The organism is Micromonospora sp. LZ34, from assembly GCF_052981855.1.
Window position 1 is genome coordinate 349,574 of record NZ_JBRIQN010000001.1, and the last position, 20,534, is coordinate 370,107.

Consider the following 20,534-nt stretch of genomic DNA (forward strand, 5'->3'; position numbering starts at 1 on the left):
TCTCAGTTGGCGGGCCGATGCCCGGTCAGCTCGACGAAGGCGTCGTCGAGGGTGGACTGCTCCAGCCGCAGGTCGGCGGCGACGATCTGGTTGCGGGCCAGCACCGACGTGACCGCGTGCAGCACCTCACCGGTCCCGGTGACCACCACCTGGCTGCCGGTGCGGTGCACGGCGGTCACCTCGGGCAGGTCGGTGAAGAGCCGGTCGTCCACCGGGGCGGACGGCCGGAACCGGACCCGCTGCTCCGGCGCCACCGTCGACACCAGGCCGGCCGGGCTGTCCAGCGCGACAACGCGGCCGCGGTCGATCACGGCCACCCGGTCGCAGAGCCGCTCGGCCTCCTCCATGAAGTGGGTGACCAGCACGATCGTCACCCCGCTGTCCCGGACCTGCTCGATGAGGGTCCAGGTGTCCCGCCGGGCCTGCGGGTCCAGCCCGGTGGTCAGCTCGTCCAGGATCGCGATCCGGGGATTGCCGACCAGCGCGAGCGCGATGGACAGCCGCTGCTTCTGACCGCCGGAGAGGTTCTTGTACGCGGTGTTCCGCTTGTCGCCCAGACCCAGCTTGTCCATCAACCCGGCCGGATCGGCCGGGTCACGGTAGAAGGAGGCGTACAGTTCCAGCGCCTCGGCCACCCGCAACCGGTCGGGCAGCTGGCTCTCCTGGAGCTGCACCCCGACCTGCTGACGGAGTTGGGCCGCGTCCCGGCGCGGATCGAGCCCGAGGACCGACACCCCGCCGGAGTCCGGGACGCGGAGCCCGGAGACACATTCCACCGTGGTGGTCTTGCCCGCGCCGTTCGGGCCCAGGATGCCGAAGATCTCCCCGGCCTCCACCGTGAACGACACGTCGTCCACGGCCACCACGTCGCCGTACCGCTTGTGCAGGTTCGTCACCTCGATGACCGGCATCGCGCCGCCTTCCGCCCTTGGAGATCCGTACGTCGAGGATGGCCGCGCGGACGCGGCGGCGGATCGACCACGCGGCGATCATGGGGGACGGCGCGGGTTGACCCCGGCGATCCACCAACCGGTTGACGCGCCGCCCGCCGTTAGGCTCTCGGTCGTGAACGCACCCCGCCTCGCCGCGCCCGTGACCGGCCCCGCCCGTCGGTTCCTCACCGGCGTCGGGCTGCTGCTGCGCGGTCTCGGCCTGTACGTCCGCAGCCCCGGCCTGATGCTGCTCGGCATCGTGCCGGCGCTGATCTCCGGTGCGCTCTTCGTCGCCGCGTTCGTCACCCTGGCGTTCTTCGTCGACGACCTGGCCGAGCTGGTCACCCCGTTCGCCGACGACTGGTCGGCGACCCTGCGCGACCTGGTCCGGGTGGTCGCCGGGCTGGCCTTCCTCGGGCTCGGCGGCCTGATCGGGGTGCTCGCCTTCACCGCTGTCACCCTGGTGATCGGCGACCCGTTCTACGAGAAGATCTCCGAGCGGGTGGAGGAGCGCCTCGGCGGCACACCGGGCGCAGTCGACGTGGCGTTCTGGTCGTCGCTGCGCCGCAGCCTGGCCGACTCGGTCCGGCTGGTGGCCCTCTCGGCGCTGATCGGCGTCCCGCTCTTCGCGGCGGGCTTCATCCCGGTGGTCGGGCAGACCGTGGTTCCGGTGATCGGCGCGGCGGTGGGTGGCTGGCTGCTCGCGCTGGAACTGGTCGGCGCGCCCTTCTACCGGCGCGGCATGCGACTGCCGGACCGCCGGTCGGTGCTGAAGGCGGACCGGCCCACCGCGCTCGGCTTCGGGGTGGCGGTCTTCGTCTGCTTCCTGATCCCGCTCGGCGCGGTGCTCGTCATGCCGGCCGCGGTCGCCGGCGCCACGCTGCTGGCCCGCCGGTCGCTCGGCCAGTCCATCGAGGAGCGCTGACGTGCGGATCACCCTGGTGGAGGGCGACATCACCACCTAGGAGGTGGACGTGGTCGTCAACGCCGCGAACTCGTCGCTGCTCGGCGGCGGGGGCGCCGACGGCGCGATCCACCGGCGCGGTGGCCCGGCCATCCTGGCCGAGTGCCGGGCGCTGCGTGCCTCCCGCTACGGCCGGGGCCTGCCGACCGGGCAGGCGGTGGCGACCACCGCCGGGAACCTGCCGGCCCGCTGGGTGGTGCACACCGTGGGGCCGGTCTGGTCGGCCGACGAGGACCGCTCGGCGCTGCTGCGCGACTGCTACGCCAACAGCCTCCGGGTCGCCGACGAACTGGGTGCGCGCACGGTGGCGTTCCCGCTGGTGTCGGCCGGGATCTACGGCTGGCCGGTCGAGGACGCGGTCGGTCAGGCCCTGGCCGTGCTGCGCGCCGCGACCCCGGCGAACGTCACCGAGGCGCGGCTGGTGCTCTTCGGGGCGGACACCTATGCGGCCGCTCGGCGCGTCCACGCCGGCTGAGCACTCCGGACGGTCCCGGGCAGGACCGGAGATCGGCCACCCGGCGCCTGTCGTGAAGATGCTTCCCGATCCACCCGTCACGTGTGCCCGGTTTAGGACCCGGATAGCCGTTCCTGCCCAGAACTCTGTTTGGTCACCCTTATCCCTGGATAAGAATTAAAGCCATTCTCCGTCCCTTCTGCCGGATTATTCGTCCGGACAATTCGTCGGAAAATAGCTTTCTCTGCGCTATCTGCTTATACATTTCGTCCGTTGTCGCCAGTGGCATGAACGGAAGCCGACGGGATGGGGTAGCGGATGAGAGCAGCAGGCGTCGCGCGCCTGGCCGCCGCCGGTGTGGCGGTCGGCGCGCTGGTGTGGCCGGCGGCGCCGGCGGCCCGGGCGCAGACCACCATCGACCCGAGCGCCACGCCGCCCGCCGTCCGGCCGTCCGCCGACCCGCCGGCCAGGAGCGAGTCGCCGACGACCGGCTCCTGGGGTGGGGACGTCATCCCGCTGGCGGCTCTCGGCCTCGGCCTGGTCGCGCTCGGCACCGTGCTCAACGGCGCCCACCGGCAGGAGGCGGACGACTGATCCAGCTTTACCCGACGTAGCTCCGACCCCGCGCAGTGCGGTCGCGGGGCCGGGCTACGGAGCCGGGGGCCTCTCCTGCGCCGGGAGAGGCCCCCGCTGCCGTGCGGGTGGGAACCCCGCTCAGCTCGACGGGCGGACGGCGGCCACCGCCTCCACCTCGACCAACTGGTCGGCGTAGCCGAGCACGGCCACCCCCAGCAGGGTGCTCGGCGGATCGTGGTCGCCGAAGTGGTCGCGGACCACCTCCCAGACCGTGACCAGGTCGGCCTGCCGGCCGGACGCCACGTAGACGGTCGTCTTGACCACGTCGGTGAGCCGCGCGCCGGCCGCCGCGAGGGCGGTTTCCAGATTGGCCATCACCTGCCGCGCCTGGGCCGCGTGGTCGCCGGGCGCCACCGTCCGGCCGTCCGGGTCGAGCGGGCAGGCGCCGGCCGTGAAGACCAGCCGGGCCGGCGGCTCCACCGTGGCGGCGTACGCGTACTCGGCGACGTCGGAGAGCGCGGGCACGTGGATCAGGTGGGTCGTCACCGGCCGACGCTATCGCCGCCCCGGCGGGGGCTCGACCGAATATCCCGGCCGCTCAGGCGGACTCGCGCCGGATCAGCTCGGTCGGCAGGACCAGGGCGGTCTCGATGGCCTCGCCGGCGGCCAGCCGGAGCAGCTGGCGGGTCATCTGCCGGCCGATCTCCTGGATCGGCTGCCGGACGGTGGTCAGCGGCGGCTCGGTGTAGGCCGCCGTCTCGATGTCGTCGAAGCCGATCACCGCCACGTCGTCCGGCACCCGTCGCCCGGCCTCCCGCAGGGTACGCAGGGCGGCGTGCGCCATCAGGTCGGAGGCGGCGAAGACCGCGTCGAGGCCGGGGTGCTCGGCGAGCAGTTGCCGCATCGCCGCCGCCCCGGACTCCCGGGTGAAGTCGCCGACCGCCACCAGCTCCGGCAACCCGGCCGCCGCCACCGTGTCCCGGTAGCCGGAGAGCCGCTCGATCCCGGCGACCATGTCCTGCGGGCCGGCGATGGTGGCGATCCGCCGCCGCCCGCCGTCGACCAGGTGCCGCACCGCGGCGGCCACCCCGCCGACGTGGTCGACGTCGACGTACGGCACGTCCGCCTCGCCGAGCGGCCGGCCGCTGCACACCACCGGGATGCCGAGCCGGGCCAGCCGGCCGGGCAGCGGGTCGGCGCCGTGCAGCGAGGCGAAGAGCACCCCGTCGACGTGCCGCCCGGTGGTGTACCGCTCCACCCGGGCGTGCCCGGCCGGCGAGCCGGCCAGCATCAGCACCAGTTGCTTGTCGGCCGCCTCCAGCTCCTGGCTGACGCCCCGGATGATGCCCGGGAAGACCTGGTCGTCGGAGAAGACCCGGGTGGCCGCCTCCGGCATGACCAGGGCGATCGAATCGGTCCGCTGGGTGACCAGGCTGCGGGCGGCCAGGTTCGGCACGTACCCCAGCTCGGCCACCGCCCGGTTGACCGCCTCCCGGATCGGCTCGGCCACCGTGGTGGAGCCGTTCACCACGCGCGAGACGGTGGCCCGGGACACCCCGGCCCGGCGGGCCACCGCTTCGAGCGTCGGTCGTTGCGCCGTCGTCATGGTCGCCATCCCCCCCGCTGGTCACAGCCCGTTCCGGGAGATCACCTCCTGGTACCACCGGGCGCTGGCCTTCGGTGTGCGCCGCTGGGTCAGGTAGTCGACGTGGACGATCCCGAACCGCTTGCGGTAGCCCTCCGCCCACTCGAAGTTGTCCAGCAATGACCATACGAGATAGCCGCGCAGGTCCACCCCCCGGGCGATCGCCTCGTGCGCCGCGCGCAGGTGCCCGTCGAGGTAGGCGATCCGGTCGGTGTCGACGACGCCGCCCCCGCCGTCCGGTCCGTCCGCCCCGGGCTTGTCCGGGAACGCCGCGCCGTTCTCGGTGATCAGCAGCGGCACGCCCGGATAGTCGGTGGCGATCCGCTCCAGCAGCCGGGTCAGCCCGGCCGGCTCGATCATCCAGCCCATGTCGGTCAGCGGCCCGACCGCCGGCAGGAACTCCACCGCACCCTCGGTGCCCGGGTAGGCGCCGCCGCCCCCGGCCCCGCCGGGCCGGCCGGCGACGTAGGTGGGCTGGTAGTAGTTGATCCCCAGCAGGTCGATCGGGGCGGCGATCAGCTTCTCGTCGCCGTCCCGGATGAAGGACGGCTCGACGATCCGGCCGACGTGCTCCAGCACGTCCTCCGGATAGCCGCCGGCCAGCAGCGGGTCCAGGAAGATCCGGTTGTGCAGGCCGTCGACCAGGCGGACCGCGGCCGCGTCGGCGGCGCTGGCCGGGTCGGCCGGGCGCACGTCGGCCGGGTTGAGGGTGATCCCGACGGTCTGCGCGCCGGCCGCGCGCAGCGCCCGGGCCGCCAGGCCGTGCCCGAGCAGCAGATGGTGTACGGCGGTGAAGGCCGCCGCCGGATCCTGCTCGCCCGGGGCGTGCACCCCGTTGCCGTACCCGAGATAAGCCGAGCACCACGGCTCGTTGAGCGTGGTCCAGGTGCCCACCCGGTCACCGAGTCGGGCGTGCACCGCGGTGGCGTACGTGGCGAAGTGCTCGGCGGTCTCCCGGTTGGTCCAGCCGCCCCGGTCGGCCAGGCTCTGCGGCAGGTCCCAGTGGTAGAGCGTGACGATCGGGTCGATGCCGCGGTCGAGCAGCGCGTCGGTCAGCCGGTCGTAGAAGTCCAGCCCGTGCGGGTTGACCGGGCCGGTGCCGTCCGGCTGGATCCGGGGCCAGGCCACCGAGAAGCGGTAGGCCCGCAGCCCCAGCTCCGCCATCAGCGCCACGTCCTGCGGGTACCGGTGGTAGTGGTCGCAGGCCACGTCGCCGGTGTGCCCCTGGAACACCTTCCCCGGCGTACGGCTGAAGGTGTCCCAGATGGACGGGCCGCGGCCGTCGTCGCGAGCCGCGCCCTCGATCTGGTACGCGGCGGTGGCGGCGCCCCAGAGGAAGCTCTCGGGAAATCGGATGTTGCTCAAGCTTTGACCGCACCTTCCATGATCCCGCCGATGATCTGGCGGCCGAACAGGACGAAGACCAGCAGCAGCGGGAGCGTTGCGATGGCCGTCCCGGTGAAGACCTGCGACATGTCCTGGTAGTACCCGTCGGACAGGGCCCGCAGGGACAGCTGGACGGTCGGGTTCTCCGGGTCGTTCAGCACAGCGTACGGCCAGAGGAAGTCGTTCCAGGTGGTCATGAAGGTGAGCAGGCCGAGCACCGCCGCGGCCGGGCGCAGCGCGGGCAGCACCACGTTCCAGTAGATCCGGGCCGTGCCGCAGCCATCGACCCGGGCCGCCTCGATCAGCTCGGTGCTGACCGCCTGGCCGGCGTACTGCCGCACCATGAACACCCCGAAGCCGGTGACCAGTGCTGGCACGATCACCGCCGGCAGCCGGTCGTTCCAGTTCAGCTTCGTCATCAGCAGGTACAGCGGGATGACGCCGAGCTGGGTCGGCACCATCATGGTCGCGATGATCACCAGCAGCAGCGCGTTGCGCCCGCGGAACCGCAGCTTGGCGAAGGCGAACCCGGCCAGGGTGGAGAAGAAGACCACCGAGACGGTGACGGTGGTCGCCACGATCGCCGAATTGATCAGACCGGTCAGGAAGTACGCGTCGGTGTTGTCGAACAGCCGGGCGATGTTCGCGCCGAGGTTGCCGCCGGGGGTGACCGGTGGCGGCACCTGCCCCATCGCGTCACTGGACCGGCTGGCCACCACGAACATCCAGTAGATCGGGAAGATCGACAGGAACGCGGCGGCGACCAGCGCGCCGTACGTCAGCGGGCTGGCCCGCCACAGCCGGCTCATCGGAGGTCTCCCTTCGCCGCCCGGCCACCGGGCGTCTGCCCGCCGAGCCGCCGGATGATCAGTACGTTGACCGCCGCCACGACGGCGATCAGGGCGAAGAGCAGCCACGCCACCGCCGAGCCGTAGCCGAAGTTGTAGTGCGGCGCGAAGGCGTTCTCGAACATGTACATGGTCACCGTCTGCGACTCGCGCAGCGGTCCACCGCGGATCGGGTTGGTCCCGGAGTGGAACAGCCGCGGCTCGGTGAAGAGCTGCAGCCCGCCGATGGTGGAGATGATGACCGCGAAGATGATCGTCGGCTTGAGCAGCGGCACGGTGATGGACCAGAACTGGCGGGCCCGGTTCGCGCCGTCGATCGCCGCGGACTCGTAGAGGTCCCGCGGGATGGCCTGCATGGCGGCCAGGAAGATCAGCGCGTTGTAGCCGGTCCACCGCCAGTCGACCATGGCCGAGATGGCCACCCAGGAGGCGAACCGGTCCGACTTCCAGTTGACCGCGTCGATCCCGACCAGGTCGAGCAGCCAGTTGACCATCCCGAACTCGCGGCCGAAGAGCACCCCGAAGACGATCGCGACGGCCGCGGTGGAGGTGACGTTCGGGATCAGCACCGCCATCCGCCACCCGGTGCGGGCCCGCAGCGACCGGTTGAGCAGGTTGGCCAGCCAGAGCGCGGCGAGCAGCTGCGGGGCGGTGGAGATGACGAAGATGCCGAGGGTGTTGACCACCGCGTGCCAGAAGTCGGCGTCGGCCATCAGCCGCGCGTAGTTCTCCGCGCCGACGAAGGCGTGCTCGGTACCGAGCAGGTCCCAGTCGTGCAGCGAGACCCAGAACGTGTACGCCAGCGGGTACACCCCGAACACCGCGAAGAGCAGGAAGAACGGGGCGATGTAGAGGTAGGGCGAGAACCTGGTGTCGAACCGGCTGAGCCGGTGCCCCCGGGTGGGCCGGGCGGCGGCTGCCGGTACCACCGGAGGCCGCGCGTCGAGCTGGACGCTCATGGCCGGAAACTCCTTTCCACGCCGCCTGCCCGCCCCGTGACCCGCCGGCCACCGGGTCGGCCGAGCCGGGGTGCGGGGGCGGGAGGGGGTTACTTGGCGGCGGCCTTCTTCGCGTTGGTCACCGCGTCGGTCCAGCCTTGGTCGGGGTTGCGCTGGCCCAGCTCAACGGTCCGGACGGCGTTCTCCACCTCGGTCCGGACCGCCTGGTTCTTCGGGCCCATGTAGACCGGCTTCAGGTTCTTGGCCCCGGCGGCGAAGATCTGGCCCACCGGCGCCCCGGAGAAGTACGCGTTGGTCGCCCCGGTGATCGCCGGGTCGTCCAGGGCCTGCGGCGACGACGGCAGCGGCCCCTTGGCCTTGAACGCGCCGATCTGCCCCTTGGCGCTGGTGAGGAACTTGGCCAGCTCGATCGCCTCGGCCTGGTGCTTGCTCTGCTTGGGCACCGCGAGGTAGGAGCCGCCCCAGTTGCCGCCGTTGCCGGGCACCTGGGCGATGTCCCACTGGCCGGACGCGGCCGCGCCGGCGTTGCCTTCGATGACCCCGGTCATCCAGGCCGGGCAGGCGATGGTGGCGAACTTGGCCTGCTTGAAGGCGGAGACCCACTCCTCGGACCAGGCGCCGTACTTGCCGGACAGGCCCGAGTCGATGATGTCCATGGTGGTGTCCCAGGCCTGCCGGACCGCGGGGTTGCTGTCGACGACCAGGTTGTCCGAGGTGTCGTAGTAGCTGTAGCCCTGGGCGTTGCCGGCGGTCTGCAGCAGGATGGTGTTGAAGGTGTTGGTGGCCGCGTCCAGGAAGGACGCCCCGGTCTGCTTCGCGGTGAACTGCTCGCCGACCCGGATGTAGTCCTGCCAGGTGGGCCAGAGCTTCGAGACCGCCTCGCGGTCGGTGGACAGGCCCGCCTTGGCGAACAGGTCCTTGCGGTAGCACATCGCCATGCCGCCCACGTCGGTGCCGAGGCCGATGAGGTGCTTGCCGTCGGCGGTCAGCCCGGCGTTCCACTTCCAGTCCAGGAAGTTGCCCTTGAGCTCGGCGGCGCCGTGGTCGAGCAGGTTCACGAAGTTGCCGGGGTTGGCCTTGTACTCGACCAGCAGCCCCTCCTCGATGGCCACGACGTCGCCGGCGCCCTTGCCGGCGGCGAGCCACTGGGTGAGCTTCGGCGAGTACTCGTCGAGGTTGCCACCGGTGCCCCGTTCGACGATCTTCACGCCGGGGTGGCTGGCCATGTACTCCTGGTAGAGCTGCTCGTAGCCGAACTGGCCGAAGACGTCGACGGTCAGCGTGACCGTGCCGTCCTCGGCAGCGTCGTCGCCACCGCAGCCGGTGGTGACGAGCAGTGCGCTGGCGGCGACGAGGGCGACCGCCGCGAGGCGGCGGCGCGGAAAGGCACCCATCTGTCTCGGACCCCTCTCAGGTCGGGCGGGTGGTGGTGGAATGAATCTGAGAGAGCGCTCTCACGTAGGGTGCGGTCTCGTTGATCCGGTGTCAAGAGAGCGCTCTCTCAGGTGTCGAGACCGTTACCTGGCGGCCGTCGGCCCGGCCTTCGTCGCCGCCGCCTGGCGGGACGGGTCCCCGCAGACGGAAAGAGTGGCCCCCCGGCGACGGGAGGCCACTCTTTCCGTACCTGGTCCGGGACTGGACCCGGGCGGGGTCGGGCTCAGCCGGTGCGGAGGCCGTCGAGCAGGGTGCGGTCGCCCGCGACGTCCAGGTTGTCGAAGCCGACCCGGCCCCACAGCGCCAGTAGCAGGTCGCTCGCCGTGCCGCTGACCTGCACCCGGGCGTGGTGGTCGTCGTGGTCGAAGATGGTGGCGGTGTCCAACAGCGCGACACCCTCGCCGCGCAGCCGCAGGTACCAGTCCTGGGCGGCGTCCACCGCCGACAGGTGCACCACCCCGTGCCACTGGCCCTGGACCCGCCGCCGGCCGGCCGGCAGCCAGGTGTCCAGCACCTCGCTCACCCCGTCGGCCGCGAGCTTCGCCTCGACCGGTTCGCCGGCGGCGATGGCGAGCTGGGCGTCCCAGCGGTGCACGGCCGTCTCGTGCGCCGCCCGGCGCGGCCAGAACCCGGCCTTCTTCGGCTGCGGCGCCCAGTTCCACGCCGGCGCCTCCGGGTCGAGCCCGTCGAAGAGGGTCATCAGCTGGTCGAAGTCGTGCTGCCAGACCTGGAGCGGGGTGGCGCCCGGCTCCAGGTCGGCGAGATCGGGGCGCTTCGCCGGGGCGGTGGTGGCCCCGGACCCGGCGAACGAGTGCACCCACCGGTAGAAGGCGGCCAGGTGCAGGGTGAGGTCGGCGACCGTCCAGCCGGGACAGGACAGCACCGGGGTCTCGGGCGGCGCCTCGGCGACCGCGGCGGCGAACGCCGGCCCTTCCGCCCGCAGCGCGCCGATCCAGAAGTCCTTCGTTACGTGCAGCCTGCTCATCGCCATCCTCCCGGGGGTGACCCGGCCACCAGTAGGTGCCGCGGCTACCCCACAGCCTAGGGTGAAAGGCGTGTCAGACGTCTACGCCCAGCCGACAACCGGACCCGGAGCCGACGCCATGTGCGATCTGGCGCGATACACCACATTGCGCCTGGGCGGGCCGGCCGGGCGGATCGTGACGGCCACCAACGCCGAGGAAATCGTACGAAGCGTCCGCGAGGCACAGGGACGGGACGAGCAGGTGCTCATCCTGGCCGGGGGCAGCAACGTGGTGATCGGTGACGCCGGGTTCCCCGGCACGGTGGTGCTGGTCCGCTCGCGCGGCCTGCGGGTGCTCACCGAGGACGACGACGCGGTCACCGTACGGGTGGAGGCCGGCGAGCCGTGGGACGACCTGGTCGCCGCCACGGTGGCCAACGGCTGGTCCGGTCTGGAGTGCCTCTCCGGCGTCCCCGGCTCGACCGGCGCCACCCCGATCCAGAACGTCGGCGCGTACGGCCAGGAGGTCGCCGAGACCATCACCGCCGTCCAGGTCTACGACCGGGTGGAGGGCATCACCGGGCGGATCGCCGCCGCCGACTGTGGTTTCGCCTACCGGTCCAGCATCTTCAAGTACAGCGACCGGTGGGTGGTGCTCGCCGTCGACTTCCGGCTCGCCCGCGCACCGCTCTCCGGGCCGGTGCGCTACGCCGAGCTGGCCCGGGCGCTCGGCGTAGAGGTGGGTGACCGGGTGCCGCTGGCCGACGCCCGCGCCACCGTGCTGCGGCTGCGCGCCGGCAAGGGCATGGTGCTCGACGCCGCCGACCCGGACACCCGCTCGGTCGGCTCGTTCTTCACCAACCCGGTGCTGGACCGGTCGGCGTACGAGCTGCTGCGCGAGCGCGCGGCCGACATCGGCGAACCGCCGGCCTGGTCGGGCGCGGGTGACGTGGTCAAGGTCAGCGCCGCCTGGCTGATCGACAAGGCCGGCTTCGGCAAGGGCCATCCCGGCCCGGAGGGGGTGGCCATCTCCAGCAAGCACACCCTCGCGCTGACCAACCACGGCGGCAACGCCAGCACCTCCGCCCTGGTCGAGCTGGCCCGGGAGATCCGCGACGGCGTCCACCACCGCTTCGGCGTCACCCTCCACCCCGAACCCGTCCTCATCAACTGCACCATCTGACCCCACCCTTCCCCCTCGGGGTTGCTCCGCGATCTTGCAGTGCTGGCTCCGGCATAACCGGCGAACGGTGCGATCCGCGGGCCGAAGGCAAGATCGGCGGGGTGGGGGTGGCGGTCAGGTGGGGGCGATGGCGGGCCAGGGAAGGGTCAGTTCGCCGAGGCGCCAGCGGCGGGGGCGGTCGAGGATCGGCCAGCCGGCGGCCTTGACCGACTCGACGGCGTGCAGCCAGCGCTGCCGGGGGCCGAAGGGGGCGTAGCCGGCGGCGGCGTGCCAGGCGTCGTCGAGCGCGCGGATCAGATCGTGCACCGGCTCGCCGGGCACGTTGCGGTGGATCAACGCCTTGGGCAGCCGCTCGGCCAGTTCGGCCGGGCTGCCCAGGGTGCCGAGCTTCGCGGCCAGGGTCAGCGTGCGCGGCCCGTCGGCGTCGAGCAGCACCCAGCCGCCGAGCCGGCCCAACTCGTCGCAGGTCCCCTCGACCAGCAGCCCGCCCGGGGCGAGCCCGCCGGTCATCGTGCGCCAGGCGTCGGCGACCTCGCTCTCGTCGTACTGGCGCAGCACGTTGAACGCGCGGACCAGGGCCGGCCGCAGCCCGGCCAGTTCGAAGCCGCCCCGGGCGAAGGTGAGCCATGGCGGATCGGCGGCCGGCGCGGCGGCGGCCACGCGTACCGGATCGATCTCCAGCCCGACCACCCGCACGTCGGCGCGGACCGCGGCGGCCAGCCGGGCGCGCAGTTCGACGGCGGTGACCGGGGTGGCGCCGTAGCCGAGGTCGACCACCAGCGGGTCGGCCGCGGCCCGCAGCCGGTCCCCGCAGGTCGCGACGATCCAGTTGTCCGCCCGGCGCAGCCGGTTGGGGTTGGTTGTCCCCCGGGTCACCACGCCGAGCGGCCGGCGCCGCGCCATCCCCGCCACGCCCGGGCCCGACTCAGCCGACCCGGTGCACCTTGTGCTGGGCGGCCTGCGCCAGCGGGCGGACGACCAGCCGGTCCACGTTCACGTGGTGCGGACGGGTCGCGCACCAGGCGATGCAGTCGGCGACGTCCTCGGCGACCAGCGGCTCCGGCACCCCGGCGTAGACCGCGGCCGCCTTCTCGGCGTCGCCGTCGAAGCGGACCAGCCCGAACTCGTCGGTCTTCACCATCCCGGGGTCGATCTCGATCACCCGGATCGGCCGGCCGCAGAGTTCCAGCCGCAGCGTGCCGGCGATCGCGGTCTGCGCGTGCTTGGCGGCGGTGTAGCCGCCCCCGCCCTCGTACACCGTGAAGCCGGCGGTCGACGAGACGATCACGATGGTGCCGGCCCCGGACGCCTCGAGCGCGGGCAGCAGCGCCTGGGTGACCCGCAGCGTGCCGAGCACGTTGGTGTCGTACATCCACTGCCAGTCGCCGACCGAGCCCGACTCCACCGGGTCCAGGCCCCGCGCGCCGCCGGCGTTGTTCACCAGCAGGGTGACCGGTCCCGGCGCGTGGGCCGCCGCCTCGGCGAGCAGGGCCACCGACTCGTCCGAGGTGACGTCGCAGGTCACCGCGGTGGCGGTGCCACCGGCCGCGGCGATCTCGTCGATCAGGCCGGCCAGCCGGTCGGTACGCCGGGCGGCGGCGAGCACGTGGAAACCCTCGGCGGCGAGCCGGCGGGCGGTGGCCGCACCGATCCCGCTGGACGCCCCGGTGACGATGGCGACTGGACTCATCCGGCCATTGTCCTCCCGGCCCGAGGGGCGGCTCGCGCCGGGCGCGGGCCGTGCCGTGATGAGGTCCGTCACGCCCGGCGGCCGTCCCGGGGCATTACCCACCTCCGATGGGGAAGATGACATTCGGCGAGGACGTTGTCCGAAAAGCGCCGGGCGTGCGGGACGGCATCAACCGTGGCAGAGGGAGCGGACGTGGCGGAAATGCACACCGGTGTCGGTCGTCAGCGAGGTGCCCGGCCGTGGCCCCGGCCCCGGCGGATCGCGACGCTCTCGGTGCACACCTCACCACTGCACCAGCCCGGCACCGGCGACGCCGGCGGGATGAACGTCTACATCCTCGAGGTGGCGCGGCGGCTGGCCGAGGCGGACGTCGAGGTGGAGATCTTCACCCGGGCCACCTCGGGCGACCTGCCACCCGTGGTGGAGATGGCCCCCGGGGTGCACGTCCGGCACGTCATCTCCGGCCCGCTGGAAGGGCTCACCAAGGAGGAGCTGCCCGGGCAGCTCTGTGCCTTCAGTGCGGGCGTGCTCCGTGCCGAGGCCGCCCGCCCGCCCGGCTGGTACGACCTCATCCACTCCCACTACTGGCTCTCCGGGCAGGTCGGCTGGCTGGCCAAGGAGCGCTGGGGGGTGCCGCTGGTGCACACCGCGCACACTCTGGCGAAGGTCAAGAACGCCCAGCTGGCGACCGGTGACCGGCCGGAGCCGAAGGCCCGGGTGATCGGCGAGGAGCAGGTGGTCGCCGAGGCCGACCGGCTGGTCGCCAACACCGGGGTCGAGGCCCGGGACCTGATCGACCGGTACGAGGCCGACCCGGCCCGGGTCGCGGTGGTCGAGCCCGGCGTCGACCTGGCGCGGTTCCGGCCGGTTCGGGGTGACCGGCACGCGGCCACCGTCGCCGCCCGCCGCCGGCTCGGCCTGCCCACCACGGGGTACGTGGTGGCCTTCGTCGGCCGCATCCAACCGCTCAAGGCGCCCGACGTGCTGGTCCGGGCGGCCGCCGCGCTGCGCGAGCGCGACCCGGAGCTGGCTGCCGAGCTGACCGTGGTGGTCTGCGGCGGCCCGAGCGGCAGCGGCCTCGACCGGCCGACCGCGCTGATCGAACTGGCCGGCTCGCTCGGCATCGCCGACCGGGTGTGCTTCCTGCCCCCGCAGACCGGCGACGACCTGCCCGCCCTGTACCAGGCCGCGGACCTGGTCGCGGTGCCGTCGTACAACGAGTCCTTCGGCCTGGTCGCCCTGGAGGCCCAGGCCTGCGGCACGCCGGTGGTGGCGGCCGCCGTCGGCGGCCTGGTCACCGCGGTGCGGGACCGGGTCAGCGGCGTGCTGATCGACGGCCACGACCCGGCCGACTGGGCCGCGGCGCTGGGCCGGCTGCTGCCCGACCGGCCGGGCCGGGCCGAGCTGTCCCGGGGCGCCGAGCGGCACGCCCGTAACTTCTCCTGGCACCGCACCGTGTCCGGGCTGCTCGACGTCTACGGCGAGGCGATCGCCGCGCACCGGGCCCGGCTCGTCGCCGAGCTGGCCGGCGATCCGGCACTCTCTTGTTCCTGGTGACGCCCGCGGCCGTCCCGCCCGTCCGGTGCGCCGGCAGGCCTGCCCGTCCGGTGCGCCGGCCGGGCCGGTCGTAGAGTGGGTCCGGTGAGCGGGAAGAGCGATCTTGCGGCCCTGATCGAGTCGGTCTGCGACGAGCGGGAACTGGCCTGGGAGCCGACCGGCCCGGGGTCGTACGCGGTCACCCTGCCCGGCACCCACAAGCTCAAGACCGTCTGCAACCTGATCGTCGGCGAGCACGCGCTGCGCATCGAGGCGTTCGTGATGCGCCAGCCGGACGAGCGGCGCGAGGAGCTGTGGGCCTGGCTGTTGCAGCGCAACGCCCGGATGTACGGCGTCTCGTTCTCCATCGACGCGGTCGGCGACGTCTACCTGACCGGACGGGTGAACCCGGCCGGGGTCGACTCGGACGAGCTCGACCGGCTGCTCGGCGCGGTGCTCACGTACGCCGACGAGTCGTTCGACACGATGCTGGAGATCGGCTTCGGCAGCTCGATCCGCCGGGAGTGGGAGTGGCGGGTCAAGCGGGGCGAGTCCACCGCCAACCTGGCCGCGTTCGCCCACCTCTTCGAGCCGTCCGGCGGCGCCTCGGGCGAGGGTTCCGCCGCGGGGGCGCCGGGCGGTTCCGGGAACGCCGCTTCCGGCGCGCGGAGCACCGGTGCGGCCGATGGAGGTTCGGACCGGTCCTGACGGGTATGCCGCACCGCGCGGTGCGGCACTTGGGACCCGCCGCGCGCCGAGGACGGACTGTCGAGGAGCGTGAGCGTCCCATGGCTCAGCGGAACAGCTCAGGTCGCGGCGGGACTGCGACCAGGACGAAACGGCAGGCGGGCAACCAGACCCCGAACACCCCGACGATCTCCGAGTCGGAGATCTCCCGGATGCGGGTCGACGACATCCGCGGTCAGCTGCGCCGGCACGGGGTGTCCGGGATCTCCGCACTGCGCAAGCCGGAACTGGTGAAGACGCTGGCCCGGACCCTGCGGTCGGCAGGGGGCGCGGGCCGGCGGACCACCGGGCCGGCGGGCCGTGCCACGGGCACGAAGGCGGCGGCCGGCCGCCCGGCGGCCACGAAGAAGGCCGCGGGCAAGGCGGCCCCGGCCCGTGCCAAGGCCGCGCCGGCGAACAAGACCGCCCCGGCCAAGAAGGCCGCGGTGAAGAAGGCGGCGGCCAAGAAGGCGCCCGCGAAGAAGGCACCCGCGAAGAAGGCCGTCGCGGCGAAGCAGGCGCCCGCGGCGAAGACCGCGGCCGCCCGGCGGACGACGGCGGCGGCCAAGAAGGCACCGGCGAAGAAGGCACCGGCGAAGAAGGCGCCGGCCAAGAAGGCGCCCGCGGCGAAGAAGACCGCGGCGGCCCGGCGGACGACGGCGGCGGCCAAGCAGGCACCCGCGAAGAAGGCGCCCGCAAAGAAGGCGCCGGCGGCCAGGAAGACCACCACGGCGGCGGCGGAGCGGACACCCGCGAAGACCGCCCAGGCCGGGGCGGTCCGGACCGGGCGGACCAGTTCGCGGTCGGTCACCTCGTCACAGGTGATCTCGTCGCTCACCGACCGTCCGGAGCGTCCGGGGCGGAGCCTGGTCACCACGAACCACGAGGTGATCCAGCGCTGGGCCCGGGAACGCGGCGCGAAGCCGGCCACCATCGCCGGCACCGAGCGGGAGGGCCGGGCCGGTGTGCTGACCTTCAACATCCCGGGCTACCGGGAGAGCAGCCGGATCCGGGAGATCACCTGGGACGACTGGTTCCACACCTTCGACCTGCGCAAGCTCAACCTGATCTACCAGGAGCAGCTGCGCGACGGCCGGCAGAGCAACTTCTTCCGTACCGAGTCGCCGGACCGGGAGGACGCGTGAATCCGGGGTGTTTGCGGGAATCGTCGGCGGGTATCCGCTGTTGGCCAGGACGAGGCCCGAAGTATCGGCCACGGCGATCCGCGTGTGACCGGCGAGACAGCCGGAGCGGGTTGAATCCGTAAACCGGGCGAACTAACTTTATTGCACCGCGTCACGCTTGGAAACGTTCGGGGGAGCGGCGGATCGATCAGATCCGTGCACCGAGCGAGGCGCAGGGGACGAGTGGAGCAACGCCGTTGGGGGACGGTGTCCACTCGTTTGGACCGGCGGCGCGAGCGGGCGACGCTTACGGGGGTGAGTGCCGCCCGCCGCCGCCGGTCATACGGTGCGGGTGCCCGTCACGACTCCGGTCGTGGCGGGCGCTTTGCGTCGTACGGGGCTGATTGTCCGGCTGTCAGCGCCCGGTGAGCGCCGGCTCGGCGAGCTCGACCGTGGCTCGGCGCAGGGCGGTGACCCGCCGTTCCCGGGGCGGGCCGGCCCAGAGGTGCCCGACGGCGGCCAGCAGGCCCAGCCCGCCGACCACCAGCCAATGCCGCTCGCCGAGGTACTGCAGGCTCACCCCGCCGAGGGTGGGCGCCACGAACGACGCCGCCGGGAACGCCAGGTAGAAGACGGACTGGTAGCGGGCCCGCAGCTCGGGCGGGGCGAGGTCGGCGTTGATCTGGGCGTTCGGCGGCGCGGCGAGCATCGAGCCCACCGTCCAGACCACCGCGGCGCCCAGGTAGACCACCAGTTCGTCGGCGAACGCGAGGGCGCCGAAGCCGAGCGCGAGCAACCCGGTGGAGACGGCCAGCACGTGGTCCTTGCGGTGCCGCTCGATCAGCCGGGGCACGAAGAGCTGGCCGAGCACGATCAGCACGCCGCCGAGCGCCACCACCGCGCCGTAGGCCGACGGGCGCAGACCGTCCGTCCGCATGGCCAGCGGCATGATCGTCGAGGTCTGCAGGGTCAGCACGGCCAGCACGAAGGTCAGGCCGACGAAGACCAGGAAGATCCGGTCGGTCAGCGCGGTGTGCAACCCCGGCCGGCGGGACCGGCCCGGCGCCCCGCCGGGGGAGGGAGCGCGGCGGGCGCGGCCGGGCAGGGTCTCCGGCACCTTCCAGGCGATCACCACCGCGGCGAGCAGGGTGGCCGCCGCGTCGACCAGGAACAGGGCGACGAAACTCGCCTCGGCGAGGACGCCGGCCAGCAGCGACGCCACCGCCATGCCCAGGTTGAACGCCCAGAACTGGAGGTTGAAGGCGCGCGACCGGCGCTGCTCGGGCACCACGTCGACGATCGCCGCGACGAACGCCGGGCTGGGCATCGAGTGGACGACGCCGACCAGCGCGGCGAGCACCGTGATCACCGCCAGGTGGTGGCTGAACGCCAGCGCGACCATCAGCCCCGCGGTGACCAGGTGCGCCGCGAGCAGCGCGGCCCGCCGGCCCCACCGGTCGGCGAGCACCCCGCCGAGCAGCACGCCGGCCGCCCCGCCGGCCCCGTACGCGCCGACCACCGCGCCGGCCACCGCCTCGCTCGCGCCGCGCGCGGAGGTCAGGTAGAGCGACAGGAAGAGCATCGCGAAGGCGCCGGCCCGGTTGATCAGGAGCCCGGCCCAGAGGTACCAGAACGTGGCGGGTAGCCCGCCGGCGGTGTCGTCCAGCCAGCGTCGCAGCGACCGCACGCGTCCTCCGAACAGTTCAGTTAACTAACAGTTCCGGTCCGACCGTAGGAAGCCCGACCGGCGGGCGCCATGTGTCGCTGGTCACCGCGCTCCGGCCGACTCGGTCGGGCGGGCCCGGCCCGGGCCACCCGTCACCGGCCGTGCCGAACCGCTCCCCTCGGCCGGGTCGGTCGGCAGGACCGGCTCCGCGGGTGCGGTGGCCGCCGCCTCGGCCGCCTCGGGTGCCGGCGGCTGGATCGCGGTGACCGGCACGACCGGCTCGGTGGCCACCCGCAGCGCGGCGGCCCGGCGCTCCCGGGCCGGCCCGGAGACCAGGTGCGCCACCGCCGCCACCCCGCCGATCGCCGCGCAACCGAGCCAGAGGGCCTCGTTGCCGGCCTGCTCCCGCACCAGGCCGCCGAGGACCGGGGCCACGGCGCCGGCCACCTGCCAGGAGAGCGAGAAGACGCCCTGGTAGCGGCCGCGCAACTCGGCGGGCGAGAGTTCGGCGATCAGCGTGGCGTTGGAGGGCGAGTTGAGCATCTCGCCGAGCGTCCAGATCAGCACGGTGAGCCCGTAGAACCAGGCGGCGTCCGCGAACGCGGTCAGCCCGAAGCCGACGCCCATCACCACCGAGGCCAGGGCGAGCACGTGCGACCGGCTCCGGCCGCGGATCAGCCGGGGCACGAAGAGCTGTCCCACCACGATCAGTACGCCGTTGAGCGCGATCACCGAGCCGTACGTGGCGGGGGTCAGGCCCGAGTCGCCCATCGCGATCGGCAGCATCGAGATGTGCTGGAGGAAGACCAGCGCGGCGAGCAGGTTCAACGCCACGAAGCCGAGGTAGACCCGGTCGGTCAGGATGGTGCGCAGCGCCCCGGCCGGCGCGCCGTCCCGGCCCGGTGCCGGCGGCGCGGTGACGGCGGTCCGGGTCTCCCCGACCTTGATGAAGATGATCAGAGCGGTGACCAGCGTGGTGACCGCGTCGACCACGAACAGCAGCAGGTAGCCGGCCTGGGCGGCGAGGCCGGCGAGCACCGCCGCGCAGGCGAAGCCGAGGTTGATCGCCCAGTAGTTCAGCGAGAAGGCGCGCAGTCGGTCCTTCGCCGGCACCACGTCGATCATCATCGCGCCGAACGCCGGCCGGGCCGCCTCGGCGAACGTGCCGAGCAGCAACGCGCCCAGCGCCACCGCCCACAGGTCCCGGGCGAAGCCGAGGCCGAGCATCATGGTGGCCGCGCCCAGGTGCGCGGTGAGCAGCGTGGGCCGGCGCCCCCAGCGGTCGGTCAGCGTGCCGCCGACGGTGGTGCCGACCGCGCCGCCGACGCCCCAGAGCCCGATCACCAGGCCGGCCTGCGAGGCGGAGAAGCCGCGCTCCTGGGTGAGGTAGATGGCCAGGAACACCAGCACGAACGAGCCGAGTCGGTTGATCAGGGTGCCGGTCCAGAGGTACCAGAACCGGGCTGGCAGCCCGCCCGTCGTGTCCCGCAACCAACCCCGCACCGTCCGCATCTGCCGCCCCCGCTGTGGTAATGACCGATCTATCACAAGCGCCTTACAACCTAGTCCCGCCCCGGAGTGCCGGTCATCGGCTTTTCCACGTGGTGGTCGTCACGACCGGTCGCCGCGTGTCCGGCGGCGGCGTACGGCAGGATGATCCGCATGACTGCGAGCGAGGGGCCCACCGTCGGGACGCTGGTCCTGCTGCGGCACGGCGAGAGCGACTGGAACGCCAAGAATCTCTTCACCGGCTGGGTCGACGTCGACCTCACCGAGAAGGGCGAGAACGAGGCGCGCCGCGGCGGCGAGCTGATGCGCGAGCACGGCCTGCTGCCGGACGTGGTGCACACCAGCGTGCTGCGCCGCGCGATCCGCACCGCCGAGCTGTCGCTGAGCGCCGCGGACCGGCACTGGATCGCGGTACGCCGGTCGTGGCGGCTCAACGAGCGCCACTACGGCGCCCTGCAGGGCAAGAACAAGAAGCAGACGCTGGACGAGTACGGCGAGGAGCAGTTCATGCTCTGGCGCCGCTCCTACGACACCCCGCCGCCGCCGATCCCGGACGACGACGAGTGGTCCCAGGTCGGCGACCCCCGGTACGCGCTGCTGCCGAGCGAGCTGATGCCGCGTACCGAGTGCCTCAAGGACGTCGTCGAGCGGATGCTGCCCTACTGGTACGACTCGATCGTGCCGGACATCCTGGCCGGCCGTACGGTGCTGGTGGCCGCGCACGGCAACTCGCTGCGGGCCCTGGTCAAGCACCTGGACCAGATCTCCGACGAGGCGATCGCCAAGCTCAACATCCCGACCGGCATCCCGCTGCGCTACGACCTCGACGCGCAGCTGCGCCCGCACACCCTGGGCGGGACCTACCTCGACCCGGCGGCCGCCAAGGCGGCCGCCGCCGCGGTGGCCAACCAGGGCCGCTGACGTACCCGACGGGGCCG

20 protein-coding genes are annotated in these 20,534 nt (G+C 72.9%); 8 read left to right on the forward strand and 12 right to left on the reverse strand.

The window, feature by feature from the left end:
* Window positions 1–2: 2 nt before the first annotated feature.
* Complete coding sequence (locus tag ACVCAH_RS01655; RefSeq protein WP_447134227.1) at window positions 3–911, reverse strand: ABC transporter ATP-binding protein; 909 nt, start codon at window positions 909–911, stop codon at window positions 3–5.
* A gap of 154 nt (window positions 912–1,065) precedes the next feature.
* Between ACVCAH_RS01655 and ACVCAH_RS01660 the strand changes: the two genes are divergently transcribed.
* From ACVCAH_RS01660 to ACVCAH_RS01670, 3 genes are all read left to right on the forward strand, one after another.
* Complete coding sequence (locus ACVCAH_RS01660; RefSeq protein WP_447134228.1) at window positions 1,066–1,857, forward strand: EI24 domain-containing protein; 792 nt, start codon at window positions 1,066–1,068, stop codon at window positions 1,855–1,857.
* Window positions 1,858–1,900: 43 nt separating this feature from the next.
* Window positions 1,901–2,371 carry an O-acetyl-ADP-ribose deacetylase gene (locus tag ACVCAH_RS01665; RefSeq protein WP_447134229.1) on the forward strand — a complete coding sequence of 157 codons (471 nt, stop codon included), beginning with the start codon at window positions 1,901–1,903 and terminating at the stop codon, window positions 2,369–2,371.
* Between the two features lie 297 nt (window positions 2,372–2,668).
* Window positions 2,669–2,944, forward strand: coding sequence for a hypothetical protein (locus ACVCAH_RS01670; RefSeq protein ID WP_447134230.1), 276 nt, complete (start codon window positions 2,669–2,671; stop codon window positions 2,942–2,944).
* A 120-nt stretch (window positions 2,945–3,064) separates the two neighbouring features.
* Here the strand turns inward: ACVCAH_RS01670 and ACVCAH_RS01675 are convergent, their stop codons facing one another.
* The 7 genes from ACVCAH_RS01675 to ACVCAH_RS01705 form a co-directional block, all read right to left on the reverse strand.
* Entirely contained in the window at window positions 3,065–3,472 is a 408-nt protein-coding gene (locus ACVCAH_RS01675; RefSeq protein ID WP_447134231.1) for a RidA family protein, read from the reverse strand.
* Between the two features lie 52 nt (window positions 3,473–3,524).
* Entirely contained in the window at window positions 3,525–4,532 is a 1,008-nt protein-coding gene (locus tag ACVCAH_RS01680) for a LacI family DNA-binding transcriptional regulator (protein ID WP_447134232.1), read from the reverse strand.
* A 21-nt stretch (window positions 4,533–4,553) separates the two neighbouring features.
* Entirely contained in the window at window positions 4,554–5,936 is a 1,383-nt protein-coding gene (locus tag ACVCAH_RS01685) for a GH1 family beta-glucosidase (protein ID WP_447134233.1), read from the reverse strand.
* Window positions 5,933–6,766 carry a carbohydrate ABC transporter permease gene (locus tag ACVCAH_RS01690; RefSeq protein WP_447134234.1) on the reverse strand — a complete coding sequence of 278 codons (834 nt, stop codon included), beginning with the start codon at window positions 6,764–6,766 and terminating at the stop codon, window positions 5,933–5,935. Before ACVCAH_RS01690 ends, ACVCAH_RS01685 begins: the two co-directional genes overlap by 4 nt.
* The gene (locus ACVCAH_RS01695) at window positions 6,763–7,764 is read right to left on the reverse strand and encodes a carbohydrate ABC transporter permease (RefSeq protein ID WP_447134235.1); all 1,002 of its coding nucleotides are present in this window, start codon (window positions 7,762–7,764) and stop codon (window positions 6,763–6,765) included. The genes ACVCAH_RS01690 and ACVCAH_RS01695 overlap by 4 nt, the downstream gene beginning before the upstream one ends.
* An 89-nt stretch (window positions 7,765–7,853) precedes the next feature.
* Window positions 7,854–9,158 (reverse strand): ABC transporter substrate-binding protein, encoded by a 1,305-nt coding sequence (locus tag ACVCAH_RS01700; protein WP_447134236.1) that lies wholly within the window; start codon window positions 9,156–9,158, stop codon window positions 7,854–7,856.
* A gap of 263 nt (window positions 9,159–9,421) precedes the next feature.
* Window positions 9,422–10,183: a maleylpyruvate isomerase family mycothiol-dependent enzyme gene (locus ACVCAH_RS01705; RefSeq protein ID WP_447134237.1), complete on the reverse strand. Its 762-nt coding sequence runs from the start codon at window positions 10,181–10,183 to the stop codon at window positions 9,422–9,424.
* 70 nt (window positions 10,184–10,253) lie between these two features.
* Here ACVCAH_RS01705 and ACVCAH_RS01710 point away from each other — a divergent pair, with 70 nt between their 5' ends.
* Window positions 10,254–11,345, forward strand: a complete 1,092-nt coding sequence (locus ACVCAH_RS01710; RefSeq protein ID WP_447134238.1) for a UDP-N-acetylmuramate dehydrogenase — start codon at window positions 10,254–10,256, stop codon at window positions 11,343–11,345.
* A gap of 114 nt (window positions 11,346–11,459) precedes the next feature.
* Here ACVCAH_RS01710 and ACVCAH_RS01715 read toward each other — a convergent pair whose 3' ends face one another.
* On the reverse strand, window positions 11,460–12,248 hold the full coding sequence (locus ACVCAH_RS01715; protein ID WP_447134239.1) for a class I SAM-dependent methyltransferase: 789 nt from the start codon (window positions 12,246–12,248) through the stop codon (window positions 11,460–11,462).
* A 22-nt stretch (window positions 12,249–12,270) separates the two neighbouring features.
* Window positions 12,271–13,035 carry an SDR family NAD(P)-dependent oxidoreductase gene (locus ACVCAH_RS01720; RefSeq protein WP_447134240.1) on the reverse strand — a complete coding sequence of 255 codons (765 nt, stop codon included), beginning with the start codon at window positions 13,033–13,035 and terminating at the stop codon, window positions 12,271–12,273.
* 192 nt (window positions 13,036–13,227) lie between these two features.
* Here ACVCAH_RS01720 and mshA point away from each other — a divergent pair, with 192 nt between their 5' ends.
* From mshA to ACVCAH_RS01735, 3 genes are all read left to right on the forward strand, one after another.
* Window positions 13,228–14,592, forward strand: coding sequence for a D-inositol-3-phosphate glycosyltransferase (gene mshA / locus ACVCAH_RS01725; protein WP_447134241.1), 1,365 nt, complete (start codon window positions 13,228–13,230; stop codon window positions 14,590–14,592).
* Window positions 14,593–14,676: 84 nt separating this feature from the next.
* Entirely contained in the window at window positions 14,677–15,279 is a 603-nt protein-coding gene (locus ACVCAH_RS01730) for a YbjN domain-containing protein (RefSeq protein WP_447134242.1), read from the forward strand.
* A 290-nt stretch (window positions 15,280–15,569) separates the two neighbouring features.
* On the forward strand, window positions 15,570–16,442 hold the full coding sequence (locus tag ACVCAH_RS01735) for a hypothetical protein (RefSeq protein ID WP_447134357.1): 873 nt from the start codon (window positions 15,570–15,572) through the stop codon (window positions 16,440–16,442).
* A 394-nt stretch (window positions 16,443–16,836) separates the two neighbouring features.
* Here ACVCAH_RS01735 and ACVCAH_RS01740 read toward each other — a convergent pair whose 3' ends face one another.
* Together ACVCAH_RS01740 and ACVCAH_RS01745 are read right to left on the reverse strand one after the other, a co-directional pair.
* Window positions 16,837–18,108 (reverse strand): MFS transporter, encoded by a 1,272-nt coding sequence (locus ACVCAH_RS01740; RefSeq protein WP_447134243.1) that lies wholly within the window; start codon window positions 18,106–18,108, stop codon window positions 16,837–16,839.
* Between the two features lie 81 nt (window positions 18,109–18,189).
* A complete protein-coding gene (locus ACVCAH_RS01745) occupies window positions 18,190–19,599 on the reverse strand; it encodes an MDR family MFS transporter (RefSeq protein WP_447134244.1) in 1,410 nt (469 codons plus the stop codon).
* A 150-nt stretch (window positions 19,600–19,749) separates the two neighbouring features.
* On the opposite strand from ACVCAH_RS01745, the gene ACVCAH_RS01750 reads away from it, so the two are divergent.
* A complete protein-coding gene (locus ACVCAH_RS01750) occupies window positions 19,750–20,517 on the forward strand; it encodes a phosphoglyceromutase (RefSeq protein ID WP_447134245.1) in 768 nt (255 codons plus the stop codon).
* Window positions 20,518–20,534 lie beyond the last annotated feature (17 nt).

Coding starts and splice junctions, on each gene's coding strand:
- ACVCAH_RS01695 (WP_447134235.1), bottom strand. CDS start 7,764: ATGAGCGTCCAGCTCGACGCGCGGCCTCCGGTGGTACCGGCAGCCGCC.
- ACVCAH_RS01680 (WP_447134232.1), bottom strand. CDS start 4,532: ATGACGACGGCGCAACGACCGACGCTCGAAGCGGTGGCCCGCCGGGCC.
- ACVCAH_RS01655 (WP_447134227.1), bottom strand. CDS start 911: ATGCCGGTCATCGAGGTGACGAACCTGCACAAGCGGTACGGCGACGTG.
- ACVCAH_RS01750 (WP_447134245.1), top strand. CDS start 19,750: ATGACTGCGAGCGAGGGGCCCACCGTCGGGACGCTGGTCCTGCTGCGG.
- ACVCAH_RS01720 (WP_447134240.1), bottom strand. CDS start 13,035: ATGAGTCCAGTCGCCATCGTCACCGGGGCGTCCAGCGGGATCGGTGCG.
- ACVCAH_RS01745 (WP_447134244.1), bottom strand. CDS start 19,599: ATGCGGACGGTGCGGGGTTGGTTGCGGGACACGACGGGCGGGCTGCCA.
- ACVCAH_RS01670 (WP_447134230.1), top strand. CDS start 2,669: ATGAGAGCAGCAGGCGTCGCGCGCCTGGCCGCCGCCGGTGTGGCGGTC.
- ACVCAH_RS01690 (WP_447134234.1), bottom strand. CDS start 6,766: ATGAGCCGGCTGTGGCGGGCCAGCCCGCTGACGTACGGCGCGCTGGTC.
- ACVCAH_RS01700 (WP_447134236.1), bottom strand. CDS start 9,158: ATGGGTGCCTTTCCGCGCCGCCGCCTCGCGGCGGTCGCCCTCGTCGCC.
- ACVCAH_RS01715 (WP_447134239.1), bottom strand. CDS start 12,248: ATGGCGCGGCGCCGGCCGCTCGGCGTGGTGACCCGGGGGACAACCAAC.
- ACVCAH_RS01705 (WP_447134237.1), bottom strand. CDS start 10,183: ATGAGCAGGCTGCACGTAACGAAGGACTTCTGGATCGGCGCGCTGCGG.